Source organism: Sanguibacter sp. 25GB23B1 (assembly GCF_040012415.1).
Classification (GTDB): domain Bacteria; phylum Actinomycetota; class Actinomycetes; order Actinomycetales; family Cellulomonadaceae; genus Sanguibacter.
In genome coordinates, this window is the sequence record NZ_JBDYKL010000024.1 from 51,884 (window position 1) to 67,844 (window position 15,961).

17 protein-coding genes are annotated in these 15,961 nt (G+C 71.1%); 11 read left to right on the top strand and 6 right to left on the bottom strand.

Features of this window, described 5'->3' with window-relative positions; translation table 11 throughout:
• Positions 1 to 9 precede the first annotated feature (9 nt).
• The 4 genes from ABKW26_RS13540 to ABKW26_RS13555 are packed head-to-tail and all read left to right on the top strand — an operon-like array spanning position 10 to position 2,792.
• Positions 10 to 1,530 (top strand): alpha-L-arabinofuranosidase C-terminal domain-containing protein, encoded by a 1,521-nt coding sequence (locus tag ABKW26_RS13540; protein WP_348594298.1) that lies wholly within the window; start codon positions 10 to 12, stop codon positions 1,528 to 1,530.
• Positions 1,531 to 1,588: 58 nt separating this feature from the next.
• Complete coding sequence (locus ABKW26_RS13545; RefSeq protein ID WP_348594299.1) at positions 1,589 to 2,251, top strand: SGNH/GDSL hydrolase family protein; 663 nt, start codon at positions 1,589 to 1,591, stop codon at positions 2,249 to 2,251.
• A gap of 44 nt (positions 2,252 to 2,295) precedes the next feature.
• Positions 2,296 to 2,556 carry a ribbon-helix-helix protein, CopG family gene (locus ABKW26_RS13550; RefSeq protein ID WP_348594300.1) on the top strand — a complete coding sequence of 87 codons (261 nt, stop codon included), beginning with the start codon at positions 2,296 to 2,298 and terminating at the stop codon, positions 2,554 to 2,556.
• Positions 2,553 to 2,792, top strand: coding sequence for a toxin (locus tag ABKW26_RS13555; RefSeq protein WP_348594301.1), 240 nt, complete (start codon positions 2,553 to 2,555; stop codon positions 2,790 to 2,792). Before ABKW26_RS13550 ends, ABKW26_RS13555 begins: the two co-directional genes overlap by 4 nt.
• Before the next feature lie 31 nt (positions 2,793 to 2,823).
• Here ABKW26_RS13555 and ABKW26_RS13560 read toward each other — a convergent pair whose 3' ends face one another.
• From ABKW26_RS13560 to ABKW26_RS13570, 3 genes are all read right to left on the bottom strand, one after another.
• Positions 2,824 to 3,066, bottom strand: coding sequence for a hypothetical protein (locus tag ABKW26_RS13560; protein ID WP_348594302.1), 243 nt, complete (start codon positions 3,064 to 3,066; stop codon positions 2,824 to 2,826).
• A 69-nt stretch (positions 3,067 to 3,135) separates the two neighbouring features.
• The gene (locus ABKW26_RS13565) at positions 3,136 to 3,822 is read right to left on the bottom strand and encodes a HEAT repeat domain-containing protein (protein ID WP_348594303.1); all 687 of its coding nucleotides are present in this window, start codon (positions 3,820 to 3,822) and stop codon (positions 3,136 to 3,138) included.
• A gap of 53 nt (positions 3,823 to 3,875) precedes the next feature.
• Entirely contained in the window at positions 3,876 to 4,772 is an 897-nt protein-coding gene (locus ABKW26_RS13570; protein ID WP_348594304.1) for a sugar phosphate isomerase/epimerase family protein, read from the bottom strand.
• Positions 4,773 to 4,936: 164 nt separating this feature from the next.
• On the opposite strand from ABKW26_RS13570, the gene ABKW26_RS13575 reads away from it, so the two are divergent.
• The 5 genes from ABKW26_RS13575 (at position 4,937) to ABKW26_RS13595 (ending at position 10,485) form a co-directional block, all read left to right on the top strand.
• Positions 4,937 to 5,764: a ferritin-like domain-containing protein gene (locus tag ABKW26_RS13575; protein ID WP_348594305.1), complete on the top strand. Its 828-nt coding sequence runs from the start codon at positions 4,937 to 4,939 to the stop codon at positions 5,762 to 5,764.
• A 99-nt stretch (positions 5,765 to 5,863) separates the two neighbouring features.
• Positions 5,864 to 6,646 carry a 3-ketoacyl-ACP reductase gene (locus tag ABKW26_RS13580; protein WP_348594306.1) on the top strand — a complete coding sequence of 261 codons (783 nt, stop codon included), beginning with the start codon at positions 5,864 to 5,866 and terminating at the stop codon, positions 6,644 to 6,646.
• A 50-nt stretch (positions 6,647 to 6,696) separates the two neighbouring features.
• Entirely contained in the window at positions 6,697 to 8,826 is a 2,130-nt protein-coding gene (locus tag ABKW26_RS13585) for an FAD-binding protein (RefSeq protein WP_348594307.1), read from the top strand.
• A gap of 159 nt (positions 8,827 to 8,985) precedes the next feature.
• Positions 8,986 to 9,423 (top strand): hypothetical protein, encoded by a 438-nt coding sequence (locus ABKW26_RS13590; protein WP_348594308.1) that lies wholly within the window; start codon positions 8,986 to 8,988, stop codon positions 9,421 to 9,423.
• A 30-nt stretch (positions 9,424 to 9,453) separates the two neighbouring features.
• Positions 9,454 to 10,485: an aldo/keto reductase gene (locus ABKW26_RS13595; RefSeq protein WP_348594309.1), complete on the top strand. Its 1,032-nt coding sequence runs from the start codon at positions 9,454 to 9,456 to the stop codon at positions 10,483 to 10,485.
• Positions 10,486 to 10,510: 25 nt separating this feature from the next.
• On the opposite strand, the gene ABKW26_RS13600 is transcribed toward ABKW26_RS13595, so the two are convergent.
• Positions 10,511 to 11,179, bottom strand: coding sequence for a response regulator transcription factor (locus tag ABKW26_RS13600; protein WP_348594310.1), 669 nt, complete (start codon positions 11,177 to 11,179; stop codon positions 10,511 to 10,513).
• Positions 11,176 to 12,324: a histidine kinase gene (locus ABKW26_RS13605; protein ID WP_348594311.1), complete on the bottom strand. Its 1,149-nt coding sequence runs from the start codon at positions 12,322 to 12,324 to the stop codon at positions 11,176 to 11,178. The genes ABKW26_RS13600 and ABKW26_RS13605 overlap by 4 nt, the downstream gene beginning before the upstream one ends.
• Positions 12,325 to 12,550: 226 nt before the next feature.
• Here ABKW26_RS13605 and ABKW26_RS13610 point away from each other — a divergent pair, with 226 nt between their 5' ends.
• Together ABKW26_RS13610 and ABKW26_RS13615 are read left to right on the top strand one after the other, a co-directional pair.
• Positions 12,551 to 13,231 carry an ABC transporter ATP-binding protein gene (locus ABKW26_RS13610; RefSeq protein WP_348594317.1) on the top strand — a complete coding sequence of 227 codons (681 nt, stop codon included), beginning with the start codon at positions 12,551 to 12,553 and terminating at the stop codon, positions 13,229 to 13,231.
• Complete coding sequence (locus ABKW26_RS13615; RefSeq protein ID WP_348594312.1) at positions 13,228 to 14,523, top strand: ABC transporter permease; 1,296 nt, start codon at positions 13,228 to 13,230, stop codon at positions 14,521 to 14,523. The genes ABKW26_RS13610 and ABKW26_RS13615 overlap by 4 nt, the downstream gene beginning before the upstream one ends.
• Positions 14,524 to 14,677: 154 nt before the next feature.
• On the opposite strand, the gene ABKW26_RS13620 is transcribed toward ABKW26_RS13615, so the two are convergent.
• A complete protein-coding gene (locus tag ABKW26_RS13620) occupies positions 14,678 to 15,841 on the bottom strand; it encodes a Gfo/Idh/MocA family oxidoreductase (RefSeq protein ID WP_348594313.1) in 1,164 nt (387 codons plus the stop codon).
• Positions 15,842 to 15,961: the final 120 nt, after the last annotated feature.

The window sequence follows — 15,961 nt, forward strand, 5'->3', positions numbered from 1 at the left end:
AGGCACGCCATGTCACTCCACATCGACCCGTCAGCGACGATCGGTCGCATCAACCCGGCCCTGCACGGGCAGTTCATCGAGTTCCTCGGCGCGTGCATCGACGACGGGCTCTGGGTCGGCACGGACTCGACGATCCCGCACACCGGGGGCGTGCGGCAGGGCGTCCTCGACGCGCTCGTCGAGCTCCGGCCGCCCGTGCTGCGCTGGCCCGGCGGCTGCTACGCGGACACCTACCACTGGCGCGACGGGATCGGCGACCCGGCTGCGCGGCCGACGACGTTCAACGAGACCTTCGGCACGGGCGAGCTCGACGACCACGCGTTCGGCACCGACGAGTACCTCCGGCTGTGCGAGACGATCGGCGCCGAGCCGTGGATCAACGTCAACATGATGAGCGGCAGCGTCGCCGAGATGCGCGACTGGATGGAGTACTGCAACCGCGACTCCGGGACCGACCTCTCCGAGCTCCGTGCCGAGAACGGGCACCCGGCCCCGTACGGGGTCCGCCTGTGGGGGATCGGCAACGAGTCGTGGGCCGGCGGCGGCATGATGACGCCCACGAGCTACCTCGACGAGTACCGGCGCTACTCCGCCGCGCTCCCGCGCTTCACGCAGAGCGTGCTCGACGCCCCGGCGGCGTACCCCATCGCCGTGGGGCCGGACGGCAACAAGCCGCTCGAGCGGGTCGCGTGGACGCGCGACCTCTTCCGGGCGCTCGCGACCTACCGCCAGCCGCCGATCTCCGGCTACGACCTCCACTTCTACAACTGGAACATCGACCACGAGACCGACTCCCCGACGAGCTTCGACGAGGCGGGCTGGGACCGCGTCATCCAGGGGAGCCTCGAGCTCGAAGAGGTCCTCGTCGAGCAGTGGGACCTCATGCAGGAGGGGCTCGCGCTCGTCCCCGAGCCCGAGTTCAGCCTCGACACGCGACTCACGCACGTCGACCTCATCGTCGGCGAGTGGGGCAACTGGCACCGCGACGCGTTCTACGCGCGCCCTGCGCTCTACCAGCAGGTGACGATGCGCGACGCGATCACGACAGCGCTCACCCTCGACATCCTCCAGCGCCACTGCGACAAGGTGTCCATGGCGTGCAACGCGCAGACCGTCAACGTGCTCAACTCGCTCATCCTCACCGAGGGGGAGTCGACGATCCTCACGCCCAACTTCGACGTCTTCATGATGTACAAGGCGCACCGCGGAGCCACGGCGCTCGCCGTCGACCCCGTCGACGCCGCGACCGGGGTGCACGCCTTCGCCTCGGTCGGCGCGGACGGCATCCTCGTCAACCTCACGAACGTCCACATGACCGACGACGTCGAGGTCGAGCTGACCTTCCCGACCCCCGTGCGCCTCGAGTCCATCGAGACCCTGAGGTCCGACGAGCCGACCCGGTTCAACTCCGTCGAGCACCCCGACGCCGTCCGCCGGGTGACCACGCCTCTCCAGACCGGTGAGGCGTCCTCCCACGTCGTGCGCCTGCCGGCGGGCTCGGTGAACGTCGTGCAGGTCCGCACCGCGTGACTTCCTCGGGGGAGTCGTGGTCCGCTAGCCTGCGACAACCCTGACTCGAGGACGTGACATGACGCTGCGCATCGCCGCCGGCTCCACCCTGCTGTTCATCGGAGACTCCATCACCGAGTGGGGGCGCGACGACGCGACCGGCTCGATCGGGCACGGGTACGTCCGGATGGCCGCCGACGCGTGGGCCGCCGCGCACCCCGAGCACCCTGTGACCGTGGTGAACAAGGGCATCGGCGGCGACCGCGCGACGGACCTGCGCGACCGATGGACACGCGACGCCGTCGACGTGCGACCCGACGTCGTGACGCTCATGGTCGGCATCAACGAGACCTGGCGCCGCTTCGACATCGGCGACCTCACGCCCACGCAGGCGTACGAGTCCACCTACCGCCACCTCCTCGAGCGCCTGCGCGACGAGACCGACGCCCAGGTGCTCCTCATCGAGCCGTTCGTGCTGCCCGTCCGGCGCGACCAGTGGGAGTGGCGCGAGGACCTCGACCCCCGCATCGCCGTGGTGCGCCGGCTCGCCGTCGAGTTCGGCACCACGTTGTTGGCGGCGGACGGGCTCCTCCACGGACTCGCCGCCGAGGCGAGCCTCGCCCTCGGGTCAGGTGCAGGCGCTGCCGGCTTCGCCCGCTACGCCGACGACGGCGTCCACCTCACCGACGCGGGAAACGTGGCGCTCGCGGGCGCTTGGCTGGGGCTGACCGAGGCGGTGTAGTGCGCGGCTGCATGCGCCGACGATTTTCGTATACGATAAATGGCATGAGCGAGCAGACAGTCGGCGGACGCCCGGTGACCGAGGGAGAGATTCAGGCGTGGGCTGACGAGGCCGAGGTGGGCTATGACGTGACCGAGCTTCGCCGGCGCGGACGCCCGACCGCAGGGAAGGGCCCGGGAACGCCCGTGCCCGTCCGTATGGATGACGAGCTGTTGGCCGCGTTGGTCGCGCAGGCCGCACGCCAGCACATGACCAGGTCCGAAGCGATCCGAGCCGCGGTGCGCGCTTGGGTGCGCGCGGCGTGAAGGTCCATCCTTCTGCACGAAAGCACAAGATCTCCGAGGCGGACGCCCTCCATGCTGCCATCCATACCGTCTACGTCGCATACCTGGACGACGACAGTCCGGCGCGCCAGCTGCGGCTGGGCTTCAACACGGCAGGCCTCCTGCTTGAGCTCGTCGTCCTCCAGTTCGACTCCGGTGACGAGATGATCATCCATGCGATGAAGGCACGCCAGCAGTACCTCGACCTGCTCGCCTGAGGCCGCGGGTCGTGCCGCACCGTCCTCGCAGTCACCTGCGTGCCCGGACGGTCGGTCGGCGGCGCCCGTGCGATCCGGACCGCGCCGTGGAGCGCCGTCTGCGGCGCCGCCGTCGCGGCTCAGGTCCGGGAAGGAAGGCGGCCGCGAGGCCGACGAGCACGATCCCCACGGCGGGCACCCAGGCCCAGTCGTCGAACACGCCGCCGGCGAGGGTGACGGCGAGCAGCGCGACGAGCGCGAAGGGCCACGCGCGGAGCAGCCGCGAGCCGTGCATGAGGGATCCTCCCAGGTCAGGACATTGTGCCCGAACCGTATCCCACCCCTGTGACACCGGACCGCAGCGTCACAGCAGGCTGGCCAGGCGCTTCTTGCTCCGGTTCTGCTTGACGATCCACGCGACGTCGGGATCGGTCGTGTCGAGTGCGCGGAACGCGACGAGGCCCGGGCCGGGATCGGCAGCGACGGCGACGCTCCAGCAGTAGCCGAGCGCCTGTCGGAGGGTCCGCACTCCGGAGTCCCTGCGACGCTCGCTCGGCAGCGCGACGAGGTGCGCGGTGCTTCGTCGGCAGACCTCCACCGCGACCGCGGCTGCCTCCGGGGTGCGCAGCAGCCGCGGCTCGCAGATCGCGGCGGCCGCTGCCCGCTGCACGAGCGGGTCCGGGTCGCCGGCCCAACGCGTGACGACCGACGTCAGCGCGGCCGGTGCGGCGTCTCCGAGCTGCTGGAGACCGATCGCCACGCCTTCTCGCACCCGCCAGCGGTCGTCGGCGGCGAGGGTGCGGGCCCGAGCCTCGGACGCGGGATCCGCGGACAGGCGGCCGAGGGCCGCGCCCGCGCACATCGCCGGGAACTCCTCGCCGTCCTCGAGCAACGCGGCGATCTGGGCCTCGTCGGCGACGGTGGCTGCGGCTTCGAGGAGCTGGAGGTTCGCCCGGGGGCCGGGCAGGCCGGAGTGTGCGGTGAGGTACGCAGGCCACTCGGAAGGCGCCAGGGGCTGCAGCTCGGCACCCCAGGTCTCGACAGCAGTCATGGCTCCGAACGTACGCCTGTCGGGAGCCGGTCGTGCGCAGCGCTCCGGAGCGCCTAGAGGTGCGGCAGCACGAGCTCCGCATATCGCTCGGCGACCGTCGCCACGACAGTGTCGCCGTCGGTGTCCCAGATGGCCTGGTTGAAGATCTCGACCTCGATGTCCCCGGTGTAGCCGGCGGCGGTGACCCACTGCGTGATGGCGCGGAAGTCGACGTAGCCGTCACCCATGTAGCCGCGGGAGAGCAGGGGGTCGGCGGCGAGCGGGAGGACCCAGTCGCACACCTGGTAGGACGCGATGCGCCCCTCGGCGCCGGCGCGCGCGATCTGCGCCTGGAGCTCGGGATCCCACCACACGTGGTACGTGTCGACCACGACGCCGACGACGTCCGCAGGGTGCGGCGCCGCGAGGTCGAGCGCCTGGCCGAGCGTCGAGATGACGGCGCGGTCGGCGGCGAAGATCGGGTGGAGCGCCTCGAGGACGATCCGCACGCCGTGCTCGGCGGCGAAGGGTGCGAGATCGGCGATGCGGTCGGCGACGCGCTGTCGCGTGGCGACGATGTCGCGGTCGGCGTGCCGCTCGGCGTCGTTCGACGGGACGCGCGCCGGGGCTCCCGCGACCGGCGAGCCGGGCAGCCCGCCGACGACGAACACGAGCTCGCTCGTCCCGACCGTCGCGGCCTCGACGATCGCCGCCTTGTTGTCGGCCAGCGCGCTGGCGATCCCGGCCTCGTCGCCTGCGGTGAGGAAACCTCCCCGGCAGAGGGACGAGACGCGCAGGCCTGCGTCGGCGACGATCTTCGCGGCGCGCTCGGCCCCGGTCTCCTGGACGCGGTCGCGCCACAGCCCGACGGCGCCGTACCCGGCGCGGGCGGCCGCGTCGACCGCCTCCGGGAGCGTGAGGAGCTTCGTCGTCGCGGTGTTGAGGGAGAGGCGGGAGAGGTCAGGCGTCATGAGAGATCTTTCGTCCGGGGTGCGTGCACGGGTGGGGCGATGCCCTCACGGCGTGCGGAAGGCGCTTTCCCGCGAGCATAGGGTCGGTGTCGAGAGGGCGTCAACGCTGTGGGGGTGCTGTGAGGACGGCCCCGGCCGGTAACGTCCAGATCTACGATCTCGCCATGAACCAGCCTCAGGCTCCCACCGGCCCCATCCCGCGCGGGCGCCTCGGCGCCGACCACCGGGACGGAGTCGGGCCGTTCGGTCGGTGGCTCACCCACTTCGAGGCCAACGCGGCCCGCCATCAGGAGATCGAGTCCACCGTCGACTGGGACGCCGAACCCGTCGCGGACGAGGCGGTGCGCAAGGCCTTCGTCCACTCCTTCCAGCGCTTCGAGCTCGGCGAGAGCGGTGAAGGGGTGCGGCTGCTCGCGAAGGCGCGGGCCGCCGGCGACCCCACCTATCTCGCCGCGCTCACGCTGCTCGTGAGCGAGGAGCAGAAGCACTCCGCGCTCTTCGGGCGCGGCCTCGCTCACCTCGGCGCGCCGACGCTCGCGGCCCACTGGACCGACGGGGCGTTCACCACCCTGCGACGGCTCCTCGGGCTGCGGACCGAGCTCGCGCTGTTCCTCGTCGCCGAGACGGTCGCGATGGACTACTTCACGGCGCTCGCCGCGAACGCTCCGGACCCGGTGCTGCGCGGCATCGGTCGCCGGATCGCCACCGACGAGCGGAACCACATCCGTTTCCAGGTCGACCGGCTGCGCGTCGGGTTCCGCGGGACGCCTCGCGCGGTGCGCGCCGTCGTCGGGCTCGCGTGGGGGGTGGTCGCGGTGGGTGCCGCGACGGTGCTCGTCGTCGACCACCGGGCGGCGTTGCGTGCGTGCGGGCTCTCGCCGGTGCGGTACTGGGGCCGTGCGACGGCCCGGTTCGCCGCCGCCGCGCGGGCCGTGCTCGCCGACCCGTCGGCGCCGCTCCTCGGGCCGACGGACCCCTGGCCGACACCGTAGAAGGCCTCGGGAAAGCGTTTGCCCAAACTGTGCCTCCTCTGCGACGATGAGGGCGGACAGTGCGGTGCCGCCGCGCTCGAGCACGGAAGGACGGCCCCGATGCCGCACGTCGCCAAGGTTGCACTCGTCACCGGAGGGAACCGCGGGATCGGCCTCGGCATCACCCGTCGCCTCCTCGCGGACGGCTACGCCGTCGCCATCCTCGCGACCCGCCCCGAGCCCACCGAGCTCCTCGACGAGCTCCGGCCGGCGGGCGAGGTCCTCTACGTCCAGGGATCCGTCGCCGAGCCCGCCGACCACGCCCGCTACGTCGACACCGTCCTCGAGGCCTGGGGGCGCATCGACGTCCTCGTGAACAACGCCGGCGTCGCACCCTCGGTCCGCGCCGACCTCCTCGAGGCGAGCGAGGACAGCTTCGATCGCGTCATGGGCATCAACCTCCGCGGGCCGTACTTCCTCACGCAGCGTGTCGCGAACGCGATGATCGCCGGCCGCAACGAGGCCGGCGCGTCCGACGACAAGCCCGTCGGCACCATCGTCAACGTCTCCTCGATCTCCGCGACGACCGTCTCGACCAACCGCGGCGAGTACTGCGTCTCGAAGGCCGGGGTCTCCATGGCGACCCAGCTCTTCGCCACGCGCCTCGCGCCCGAGGGCATCGTCGTCTACGAGGTGCGCCCCGGCGTCATCGCCACCGACATGACTGCGGGCGTCACGGAGAAGTACGACGCGCTCCTCGCCGACGGCCTCGCCCCCAACCCGCGCTGGGGCAAGCCGTCCGACGTCGCCGGGGCCGTGTCGATCCTCGTCTCCGGCCAGACCCCGTACTCCACGGGTGAGGTCTTCCACGTCGACGGCGGCATGCACATCCCGCGCCTCTGACGCCCGCACGTCGTGCCGCCGCACCGCCAGCCTCAGCCCAGGAGAACCGCATGTCCCAGCACCCCGCCCACCACCAGGTCCCGCCTCTCGACGTCACCGAGGCCGGGGTGGAGACGGTCCGCATCGCAGGCTTCGACGTCCCGGTCGTCACCGCGAACACCGTCATCGTCGGGACCGGGTCAGCCGGGTTCTGCGCAGCCGACCGCCTGTGGGAGTTCGGCCAGGAAGACATCGTCATGGTGGCTGACAAGGTCAACGCAGGCTCCTCCCGCAACGCGGGCTCCGACAAGCAGACGTACTACAAGATGACCCTGTCCGGCGGCGACGGCGACTCCGTGCGCGAGATGGCGCAGACCCTCTTCTCCGGCGGCGCGATGGACGGTGACAACGCCCTCTGCGAGGCCGCGCTCTCCGCTCGCGGGTTCCTGCGGCTGTGCGAGCTCGGCGTCCCCTTCCCGCAGAATCGCTTCGGCGAGTTCATCGGCTACAAGACCGACCACGACCCCCGCCGCCGCGCCACCTCTGTTGGTCCGTACACGTCGCGCTCGATGGTGGAGCAGCTCGAGAAGAAGGTGCACCGCAACGGCACGCGCATCTACGACGAGTGCCGCGTCGTCGAGGTCATCACGCGCGAGGTCGCGGGGGACACCCGCGAGGTCGTCGGGCTCCTGTGCCTGCGGACCGACGTGGTCCACGACGGCACGCAGAGCCCCTACGTCCTCTTCCGCGCGCGCAACCTCGTCTACGCGACGGGCGGCCCGGCCGGGATGTACGCGACGTCGGTGTTCCCCAACGGGCAGTGGGGCGCCTCGGGTGCGGCGTACCGCGCCGGGGTGCACGGCAAGAACCTCACCGAGTGGCAGTTCGGCCTCGCGTCGACCAAGCCGCGCTGGAACGTCTCGGGAACGTACATGCAGGTCATGCCGCGCTTCGTCTCGACCGCCGCGGACGGCAGCGACGAGCGCGAGTTCCTCTCCGAGACCATCCCGGACTACGGGCGCCAGCTCTCGATGATCTTCCTCAAGGGCTACCAGTGGCCCTTCGACATCCGCAAGGCGCTCGACGGCTCGTCCCTCATCGACCTGCTCGTCTACCAGGAGACGGTGCTTCGCGGCCGGAAGGTCTACCTCGACTTCACACGCAACCCGGTGCAGGAGGAGTTCGACCCCTCCCGCGTCTCGCCCGAGGCCTACGCGTACCTCGAGAAGGGCGGCGCACTCTTCGGTACGCCGATCGAGCGGCTCAAGCACATGAACATGCCGTCCTACGAGCTCTACCTCGGCAAGAACCCGTACGTGGACCTCGAGAAGGACTGGCTCGAGGTCGACGTGTGCGCGCAGCACAACAACGGCGGCCTCGTGGTCGACGCGTGGTGGCAGTCGAACGTCGCCGGCTTCTTCCCCGTCGGCGAGGCCGGGGGAGCCCACGGCATCTACCGGCCCGGCGGCGCGGCGCTCAACTCGGGCCAGGTCGGTGCGACGCGCGCAGCCCAGTTCATCGCGGTCCGCGGCGCGGGCGAGCCGGTCGCGCTCGACGCGTTCACCGAGGCTGCCGGGCCGCTCGTCGAGGCGGCGGCGGACCTCGTCGCGAAGGCTGCCGGACGGGTGGCCGACGGGGCCGCGGACAACACCGGGGACCTCCTGCGTGCGACGAGCGCGCTCATGAGCGAGAAGGCCGGTCCGGTCCGCTCGGCGCAGTCCATCACCGAGGCGCTCGCGCAGGTCACCGAGTGGCTCGCGTCGTACGACGACCTCGTCGCCGCCGACCCGTCGAGCCGGCGTTCCGTGAACCGGACGTTCCTCGTCCGCGACATCCTCACGACGCAGTACGTGTACCTCTCTGCGATGGCCGACTATGTGACGCACGGGGGCACGAGCCGCGGCTCCGTCCTCTACACCGACGCCGCCGGGCACCTGCCCCGCGTCGGCTTCGGCGACGACGCCGAAGCAGAGCTCGACCTGCCGGAGATCTTCCGGTTCCGGCTCGACGGCGGTGCGCTCGACGGCGTCGTCCAGGAGGCGGCGTGGTCGGCGACGGACGGCGAAACCGTCGCGGACGCCGCACCCGCAGGCGCGGGGGACTGCTCTTTCGCGTGGCGGCCCGTGCGCCCGATCCCCGAGGACGACGACTTCTTCGAGAACGTGTGGCGCAGCTACCGGGAGACGAAGAACGTCTACTGACCTCAGCGGGTCGGCAGCCGTCGCGGGGTGCTGCCCCGTGCACGGCGAACCGGTGCCGGCTCACGTACAGGAAGCTCGGTCGCTTTCCTCAGCGTCGTCCCAGGTGACGGGCGTTCTCTGGACTCGTGGCCCCGTCGGGGCTGAGGAGGAGGAACGATCATGAGCGCAGTCATCGCGGAACGTCCTGCCACCATCGCGGAGGTCGTGCCGCTGCGACCGACCGACGGGTGCCTCCCCGGCGAGGCCGGTACCGGGGGTGCGTGGCTCACGGCGAGCATCCGCCCGGTCGGTCAGATCTGCCGGTGCGACGCCGACCGTCTCGCCACCATGCTCGACGCCCTCGCGGGGGCGTCGTCGGTCGTCGTGCTCGACCTCCAGGCGGCCCGGATCGAGAGCGCCCGGGTGGCGCGCGTCGTCGGACGGGCCGCGGCGACGCTCGATGCCCGCGACGGGTGCCTGCTCTGCGTCGGGGCTGATGGCGCCACGCGCGCGTGCCTGGAACGGGCCGGGGCGCGGGTCGCGTTTGTCGACCCGCCGGTCGCGCCGGTGCCGACCTCAGGGCAGGGTGGGGACGAGGCGCGCGCACCCCGTGCGTGACGCTCTGCCATGCTCGGTCGAGGAGGACCCATGAAGTACCGCACCCTGGGCGCCAGCGGCGCCGTCGTGTCCACGCAGGCGCTCGGCACCATGACGTTCGGCGCCGAGGCCGACGAGGCGACCTCCGGCGAGATCATGACGGCCTTCGTCGAGGGCGGTGGGACGTTCTTCGACACGGCCGACGTCTATAGCGCGGGTGTCTCGGAGGAGATCATCGGCCGGTGGCTCGCTGCGCACCCCACCGACGCGGCACAGGTGGTCGTCGCGACGAAGGGCCGCTTCCCCATGGGCGACGGACCGAACGACGTCGGGCTCTCCCGCCGCCACCTGCGTACGGCGCTCGACGACTCGCTCCGCCGGCTCGGTGTCGAGCACGTCGACCTCTACCAGATGCACGCGTGGGACGCGCTGACCCCGGTCGAGGAGACCCTGCGCTTCCTCGACGACGCCGTCACCGCCGGGAAGATCTCCTACTACGGCTTCTCGAACTACCTCGGCTGGCAGCTCACCAAGGCTGTCCACGTCGCGAAGGCTCACGGCTGGGCCGTGCCCGTCACACTGCAGCCGCAGTACAACCTTCTGGTCCGGGACATCGAGCACGAGGTGGTCCCGGCCTCGCTCGACGCCGGTATCGGTCTCCTGCCGTGGTCGCCCCTCGCGGGCGGGTGGCTGAGTGGCAAGTACGAGCGCGACGTCCCGCCGACCGGTGCCACGCGCCTCGGCGAGAACCCGCAGCGCGGCATGGAGGCGTGGCAGGCGCGCAACGACGACGACCGCACGTGGCGTGTGCTCGACGCCGTGCACGAGGTGGCGAAGGCGCACGACTCCTCGGCCTCGCAGGTCTCCCTCGCCTGGCTCGCAGCGCAGCCGGCGGTCACGTCGGTCATCCTCGGTGCCCGGACGGTCGAGCAGCTGCGCGACACGATGCTCGCAGCGGACCTCGAGCTGAGCGCCGACGAGATCCAGCGCCTCACCGAGGCCAGCGCCCCGCGCGTCGACGACTACCCCTACGGCACCGCGGGAGTCCAGCAGCGCAACCGCAACCTCACGGGCGGTCGCTGACCCGAGCGGCCGGAGGCCCGTGGGGTCACGACGACCCCGGCCGGACCAGACCGTTCTCGTAGGCCGCGATGACGAGCTGGGCCCGGTCGTGCGCGTCGAGCTTGGACATGATCCGGTTGACGTGGGACTTCGCCGTGTGGGGCGAGATGACGAGGGACTCGGCCACCTCGGCGTTCGACAGCCCGGTCCCCACGAGCGTGAGCACCTCGACCTCACGCTCCGTCAGCTCGCCCAGGTCGGCGTGCGGTCCGGAGGACGTCGCTCCGGCAGGGCGGACGTAGCGGTCGATGAGGCTACGGGTCGCTGTCGAGGACAGCAGGGCGTCGCCGCGGTGCACGGCGGCGACCGCGGCGAGGATCTCTGCCGGCTCGGCGCCCTTGCCGATGAACCCGCTGGCCCCGGCGCGCAGCGCACCGATGACGTTCTGGTCGTCCTCGAACGTGGTCAGCACGAGCACCCGCACGTGCTCGAGCGCGGGGTCTGCGCAGATCTCACGTGTCGCTGCGATCCCGTCCATGACGGGCATCCGGATGTCCATGAGCACGATGTCCGGGCGGAGACGGGTCGTCAGCGCGACGGCCTCGCGCCCGTCGGCGGCCTGTCCGACGAGCTCGAGGCCCGGCGCGTGCCCGACGAGGTCGGCGACCGCTGACCGGATGAGCGACTGGTCGTCGACGACGAGCACCGTGGTCATGATGTGCTCCGGTCGTCCTCGTGGGGAGTGGTGGGCAGGACGGCGTGGACCGTCCACGTGCCCGGCGCGGTCGGACCGCTCGTGAGCCGGCCACGGACGGACTCGACGCGCTCGGCCATGCCGATGAGCCCGTACCGGGTGCCCGGACCCGCCGCGTCGGGTGCGAACGGGTTCGTGACGGTGACGCTCAGCTCGTCCGGGGCATGCGTGACGAGCACGTGCGCCCGGTGGCCGACGCCGTGCTTGTGGGCGTTCGTCAGTGCCTCCTGGACGACGCGCAGCGCGACCACGTCCACCGCGCTCGACACGGGTGCGGGCTCGCCCTCCGTCCGGACGGTGACGACCAGGCCGTCAGCGGACACCGCCCGGACGACGTCGTCGAGGTGCTCGAGGCCGAGCGCCGTGGTGGCCGACGGGTCGCGCAGCGTGGCGAGCAGGTCGCTGATCTCCGCGAGCACAGTGCGCGACGCCTTCCGGATCACCGCCAGCGAGGCGTCAGCCGTCTCGGGCCGGTCGGCCAGCGCGCCTGCTGCCACGCCGGCGTGCAGGTTGATCACCGCGATCTGGTGCCCGACCACGTCGTGCAGGTCGCGAGCGATGGACAGCCGCTCCTCCGCGACCCGCTGGCGGGCGACGGCCTCCCTCGTGCGCTCCGCCCGGTCGGCACGTTCGGTCGCGGCGGCCATCACTGCGCGCTGGGTGCGGATCGCGTCGCCGACGGCTCCGGCGAGACACACCATGAGCGGGAACTGAGGAGCTCCCTCGGACTGCCCCAGAGCGAGCGCATAGGTCACACCGGCCAGGCTCAGCGTGACGACGAGGGAGGTACGGCGCTCGCTGACGACGCTGAAGGCGAACGTTGCGACGGCCAGCGCCAGGACCGTGCCCGAGTTGAAGAGACCGAACGGGGCGCTGGTGACCAGCAGGGCCATCACCGCGGTGAGCGCGGCACGTGGGTAGCGCCGACGGGTCAGCAGCACGCCGACCACGGCGACGTTGAGCACCGCGACGTCGGGCCGCCACTCCAGCCCGGACCCTCGGGTCGTCGGGGCGTTGCCGCCCACGAGCACGGCCAGAGAGACCAGCACGTCCGTGACGGCGGGCGGAGGTGCGGTCGTGTGCCACGCCGTGGTGGACGTGCTCATCGAGGCTCCTCCCGGTCAGACGGACGCCCGACCAGCCCAGTATCGCGTACGGCCACCCTCGCGCCGTCGTCCCTGCGGACCATCTCGACTACAGCATCTGCGGTGTCCTGGTGCGGGCTCGGAGGCGATGTGTGCACCCGGTCACCGCTGTGAGACTCGGGCCATCCGGCACACCTGCCGGCCGACACCCCCAGACCCACCGGAGAATCCCGTGACATCACCGCTCATGTCCGTCCGAGGACTGCAGAAGACCTACGGGTCGGGCAGCAGCGCGTTCGAGGCGCTCAAGGGGGTCGACCTGGACATCGCCGAGGGAGAGTCCTTGTCCATCCTCGGCAAGAGCGGATCGGGCAAGTCCACGCTCATGCACCTTCTCGCCCTCCTCGACCGACCCACGAGCGGCACCCTGACGCTCGAGGGTGCCGAGACCTCGCGGCTCAGCGACCAAGAGCTCAACCGCACACGCAACCGCGCGTTCGGCTTCGTCTTCCAGCAGTTCTTCCTCAACGCCAACGCCAGCGTGCTCGACAACGTCGTGCTCCCGCTGACCATCGCCGGTGTCTCGCGCGCCGAGCGGCGCACACGCGGCATGGCGACCCTGGCCCAGCTCGACCTGGACGACAAGGCGAGCAACCGGGCCAACGACCTGTCCGGTGGGCAGAAGCAGCGGGTGGTCATCGGCCGTGCGCTCATCAACAACCCGCGCGTCATCTTCGCGGACGAGCCGACCGGGAACCTGGACTCGACGACGGGCAAGAACGTCGAGGACCTGCTCTTCGAGCTCAACCGGCTCCAGGGCATCACCCTCGTCGTCGTGACCCACGACGAGGACCTGGCAGCCCGCTGCGACCGGAGCATCCACATCCGCGACGGCCTCGTCATGACGCACGAGGCGGTGGCCGCATGAAGGCCGTCGACGTCGTGACGAGCGCGGTCTCGAACACCTTCCGCGCGAAGGTCAGGACCAGCCTGACCGTCCTCGCCATCGGGATCGGTGCCTTCACGCTCTCGCTCACGAACGGGCTGGGCACGGGCATCAACCAGTACCTCGACGACACGGTCGCCTCGATCGGGGTCGACGACGTCCTCACGGTCACCCGAACGGTCGACCAGGTCCAGCCCTCGAACGGTCCTGCGGAGTACGACCCCGCGAGCGCCGGCCAGCAGACGTCCGGACCGCCTGGTTTCGCCCAGGCTGCGCCGATGACGGAAGCCGACATCGAGGTGATCGCTGCCGCCGACGGTGTGGAGCGCGTCGCGCCGGTCCTCTCCGTCACGGTCGACTACGTGCAGCACGCGGACGGTACCCGCTACCAGCTGGAGCTGTCGCCGATCGTCGCCGGCATGCAGGTCGAGCTCGCGGCAGGTGACCAGATCGACCTCGACTCCGCCGAGGAGCAGGTCATCCTCCCCGACACGTACGTCGACCCTCTCGGATTCTCCGACGCGGCAGACGCGGTGGGGTCCACGGTGACGCTCGCGGTCACCGACGCGACCGGCACGCAGTCCCCGGTGGACGCCGTGGTCGTCGGGGTCGCCGAGCCGGGACTGGTCTCGATGGGCGGAGCCATCCCCAACGACGCGCTGACGACCGCGCTGTTCGACCTGCAGCAGGTCGGTACCCCGGAGGGGCAGGCTGTCAGCTACCAGCAGGCGTCCGTCTGGTTCGACGCCGACGCCGGCGAGGAGAGCCGGGACGCGCTGGTGGAACGTCTCGCGGACGACGGTTTCACAGCGCAGACGCTCGAGGACCAGCTCGGTACCATCACGTCGGTCATCGATGCGATCGTCCTCGTGCTCAACGGGTTCGCGCTCATCGCGCTCATCGCTGCAGGGATCGGGATCGTCAACACGCTCTTCATGTCGGTCCAGGAGCGCACCCGCGAGATCGGGCTCATGAAGGCGATGGGACTGGCCAGCTCGCGCGTCTTCGCCCTGTTCAGCCTGGAGGCCGTGACGATCGGCCTCGTGGGCAGCGCGCTCGGTGTCCTCGCCGCCATGGGGGTCGGTCAGCTCGTCGGGGCCGTGCTCTCCGGGTCGCTGCTCGCTGACCTTCCCGGGCTGACGCTCATCGCGTTCGACCCGGTCTCGGTGGCGACCGTGGTCCTCGGGGTCATGGCGATCGCGTTCATCGCCGGGACCGTCCCCGCCCTGCGGGCGGCGCAGAAGGACCCGATCACGTCGCTCCGGTACGAGTGAGCCCTGTCGACGCTCCTGGGTTCTGAGCAGTGCTGAGGGCGTGGGATCGAGTCGAGGGCGTGTGGCAGGCGCACGTCCCCGGTTCGAGCCCACGCCCTCACCGCGCGTCAGGGTCCGGGCCGCCAGGCCCCGACGCGAGTCTGGGGGAAGCTCGTCAGAGCGTGATCGCCGGGATGTCGAGCGTGCGGCGCTCGGCCGACGACCGGAGGCCGAGCTCGGCGAGCTGGACGCCTCGGGCGGCCGAGAGGAGGCCGTAGCGGTGCTCGCGCCCGGCGACGACGTCGCGGAGGAACTCCTCCCACTGGGCCTTGAAGCCGTTGTCGAGGTCGCCGTTCGACGGGACTTCGAGCCACTGGTCGCGGAAGGACTCGGTGACGGGCAGGTCCGGGTTCCACACGGGCTTGGGGGTGTGGGCGCGCTGCTGCGCGACGCACTTGTTGAGCCCGGCGACGGCGGAGCCGTGGGTGCCGTCGATCTGGAACTCGACGAGCTCGTCGCGGTAGACGCGCACCGCCCACGAGGAGTTGATCTGCGCGACGACGGGGTCGCCGTCCGGGGTCTCGAGCTCGAAGATGCCGTACGCGGCGTCGTCGGCGGTCGCCTTGTACTCGTCGCCGTGCTCGTCCCACCGGGTGGGGATGTGCGTGACGGTCGTCGCGTTGACGGACTTCACGCGGCCGATGATGCCTTCGAGGACGTAGTTCCAGTGGCAGAACATGTCCGTGGTCATGCCGCCGCCGTCCTCCTTGCGGTAGTTCCACGACGGGCGCTGCGCGGCCTGGTGCTCGCCCTCGAACACCCAGTAGCCGAACTCGCCGCGGATCGAGAGGATGCGACCGAAGAAGCCCTCGTCGACGAGGCGGCGGAGCTTGACGAGGCCCGGCAGGTAGAGCTTGTCGTGCACCACGCCCGCGGTGATCCCGGACTCCTTGGCGAGGCGCGCGAGCTCGATGGCCTCGCCGAGGGTCTCGGCCGTCGGCTTCTCGGTGAAGATGTGCTTACCCGCCGCCATGGCCTTCGTCAGCGTGGCCGCGCGCAGGCTCGTCATGGAGGCGTCGAAGACGATGTCGACGCTGTCGTCCGCGATGAGCGCGTCGAGGTCCGTGGAGTAGTGCTCGACGCCGTGGAGATCGGCGAGCTCCCTGATCTTCGCCTCGTTGCGCCCCACGAGGATGGGCTCGACCTGGACCTTGGTGCCGTCCTCGAGGGTGAACCCGCCTGCGTCGCGGATCGGCAGGATGGAACGGACGAGGTGCTGGCGGTATCCCATGCGGCCGGTGATGCCGTTCATGGCGATGCGCAGGGTGCGGGTGGTCATCAGGGAGCTCCGGAGATCGAGGGCGGGAATGCGCTTTCCACAGTAGGGAAGGCGCTTCCCGCCGTCAAGCGCGCAAGCCGTGCCCTTGGGCTGCCTGCACCTGCGCCCGCCGCCCCCACC

Excerpts from the sequence above, each read along its gene's own strand:
- ABKW26_RS13580 (WP_348594306.1), top strand. The coding sequence starts at position 5,864 with ATGCCGCACGTCGCCAAGGTTGCACTCGTCACCGGAGGGAACCGCGGG.
- ABKW26_RS13605 (WP_348594311.1), bottom strand. The coding sequence starts at position 12,324 with ATGAGCACGTCCACCACGGCGTGGCACACGACCGCACCTCCGCCCGCC.
- ABKW26_RS13540 (WP_348594298.1), top strand. The coding sequence starts at position 10 with ATGTCACTCCACATCGACCCGTCAGCGACGATCGGTCGCATCAACCCG.
- ABKW26_RS13575 (WP_348594305.1), top strand. The coding sequence starts at position 4,937 with ATGAACCAGCCTCAGGCTCCCACCGGCCCCATCCCGCGCGGGCGCCTC.
- ABKW26_RS13585 (WP_348594307.1), top strand. The coding sequence starts at position 6,697 with ATGTCCCAGCACCCCGCCCACCACCAGGTCCCGCCTCTCGACGTCACC.
- ABKW26_RS13600 (WP_348594310.1), bottom strand. The coding sequence starts at position 11,179 with ATGACCACGGTGCTCGTCGTCGACGACCAGTCGCTCATCCGGTCAGCG.
- ABKW26_RS13545 (WP_348594299.1), top strand. The coding sequence starts at position 1,589 with ATGACGCTGCGCATCGCCGCCGGCTCCACCCTGCTGTTCATCGGAGAC.
- ABKW26_RS13595 (WP_348594309.1), top strand. The coding sequence starts at position 9,454 with ATGAAGTACCGCACCCTGGGCGCCAGCGGCGCCGTCGTGTCCACGCAG.
- ABKW26_RS13620 (WP_348594313.1), bottom strand. The coding sequence starts at position 15,841 with ATGACCACCCGCACCCTGCGCATCGCCATGAACGGCATCACCGGCCGC.
- ABKW26_RS13565 (WP_348594303.1), bottom strand. The coding sequence starts at position 3,822 with ATGACTGCTGTCGAGACCTGGGGTGCCGAGCTGCAGCCCCTGGCGCCT.
- ABKW26_RS13590 (WP_348594308.1), top strand. The coding sequence starts at position 8,986 with ATGAGCGCAGTCATCGCGGAACGTCCTGCCACCATCGCGGAGGTCGTG.
- ABKW26_RS13560 (WP_348594302.1), bottom strand. The coding sequence starts at position 3,066 with ATGCACGGCTCGCGGCTGCTCCGCGCGTGGCCCTTCGCGCTCGTCGCG.
- ABKW26_RS13615 (WP_348594312.1), top strand. The coding sequence starts at position 13,228 with ATGAAGGCCGTCGACGTCGTGACGAGCGCGGTCTCGAACACCTTCCGC.
- ABKW26_RS13570 (WP_348594304.1), bottom strand. The coding sequence starts at position 4,772 with ATGACGCCTGACCTCTCCCGCCTCTCCCTCAACACCGCGACGACGAAG.
- ABKW26_RS13550 (WP_348594300.1), top strand. The coding sequence starts at position 2,296 with ATGAGCGAGCAGACAGTCGGCGGACGCCCGGTGACCGAGGGAGAGATT.
- ABKW26_RS13610 (WP_348594317.1), top strand. The coding sequence starts at position 12,551 with ATGTCCGTCCGAGGACTGCAGAAGACCTACGGGTCGGGCAGCAGCGCG.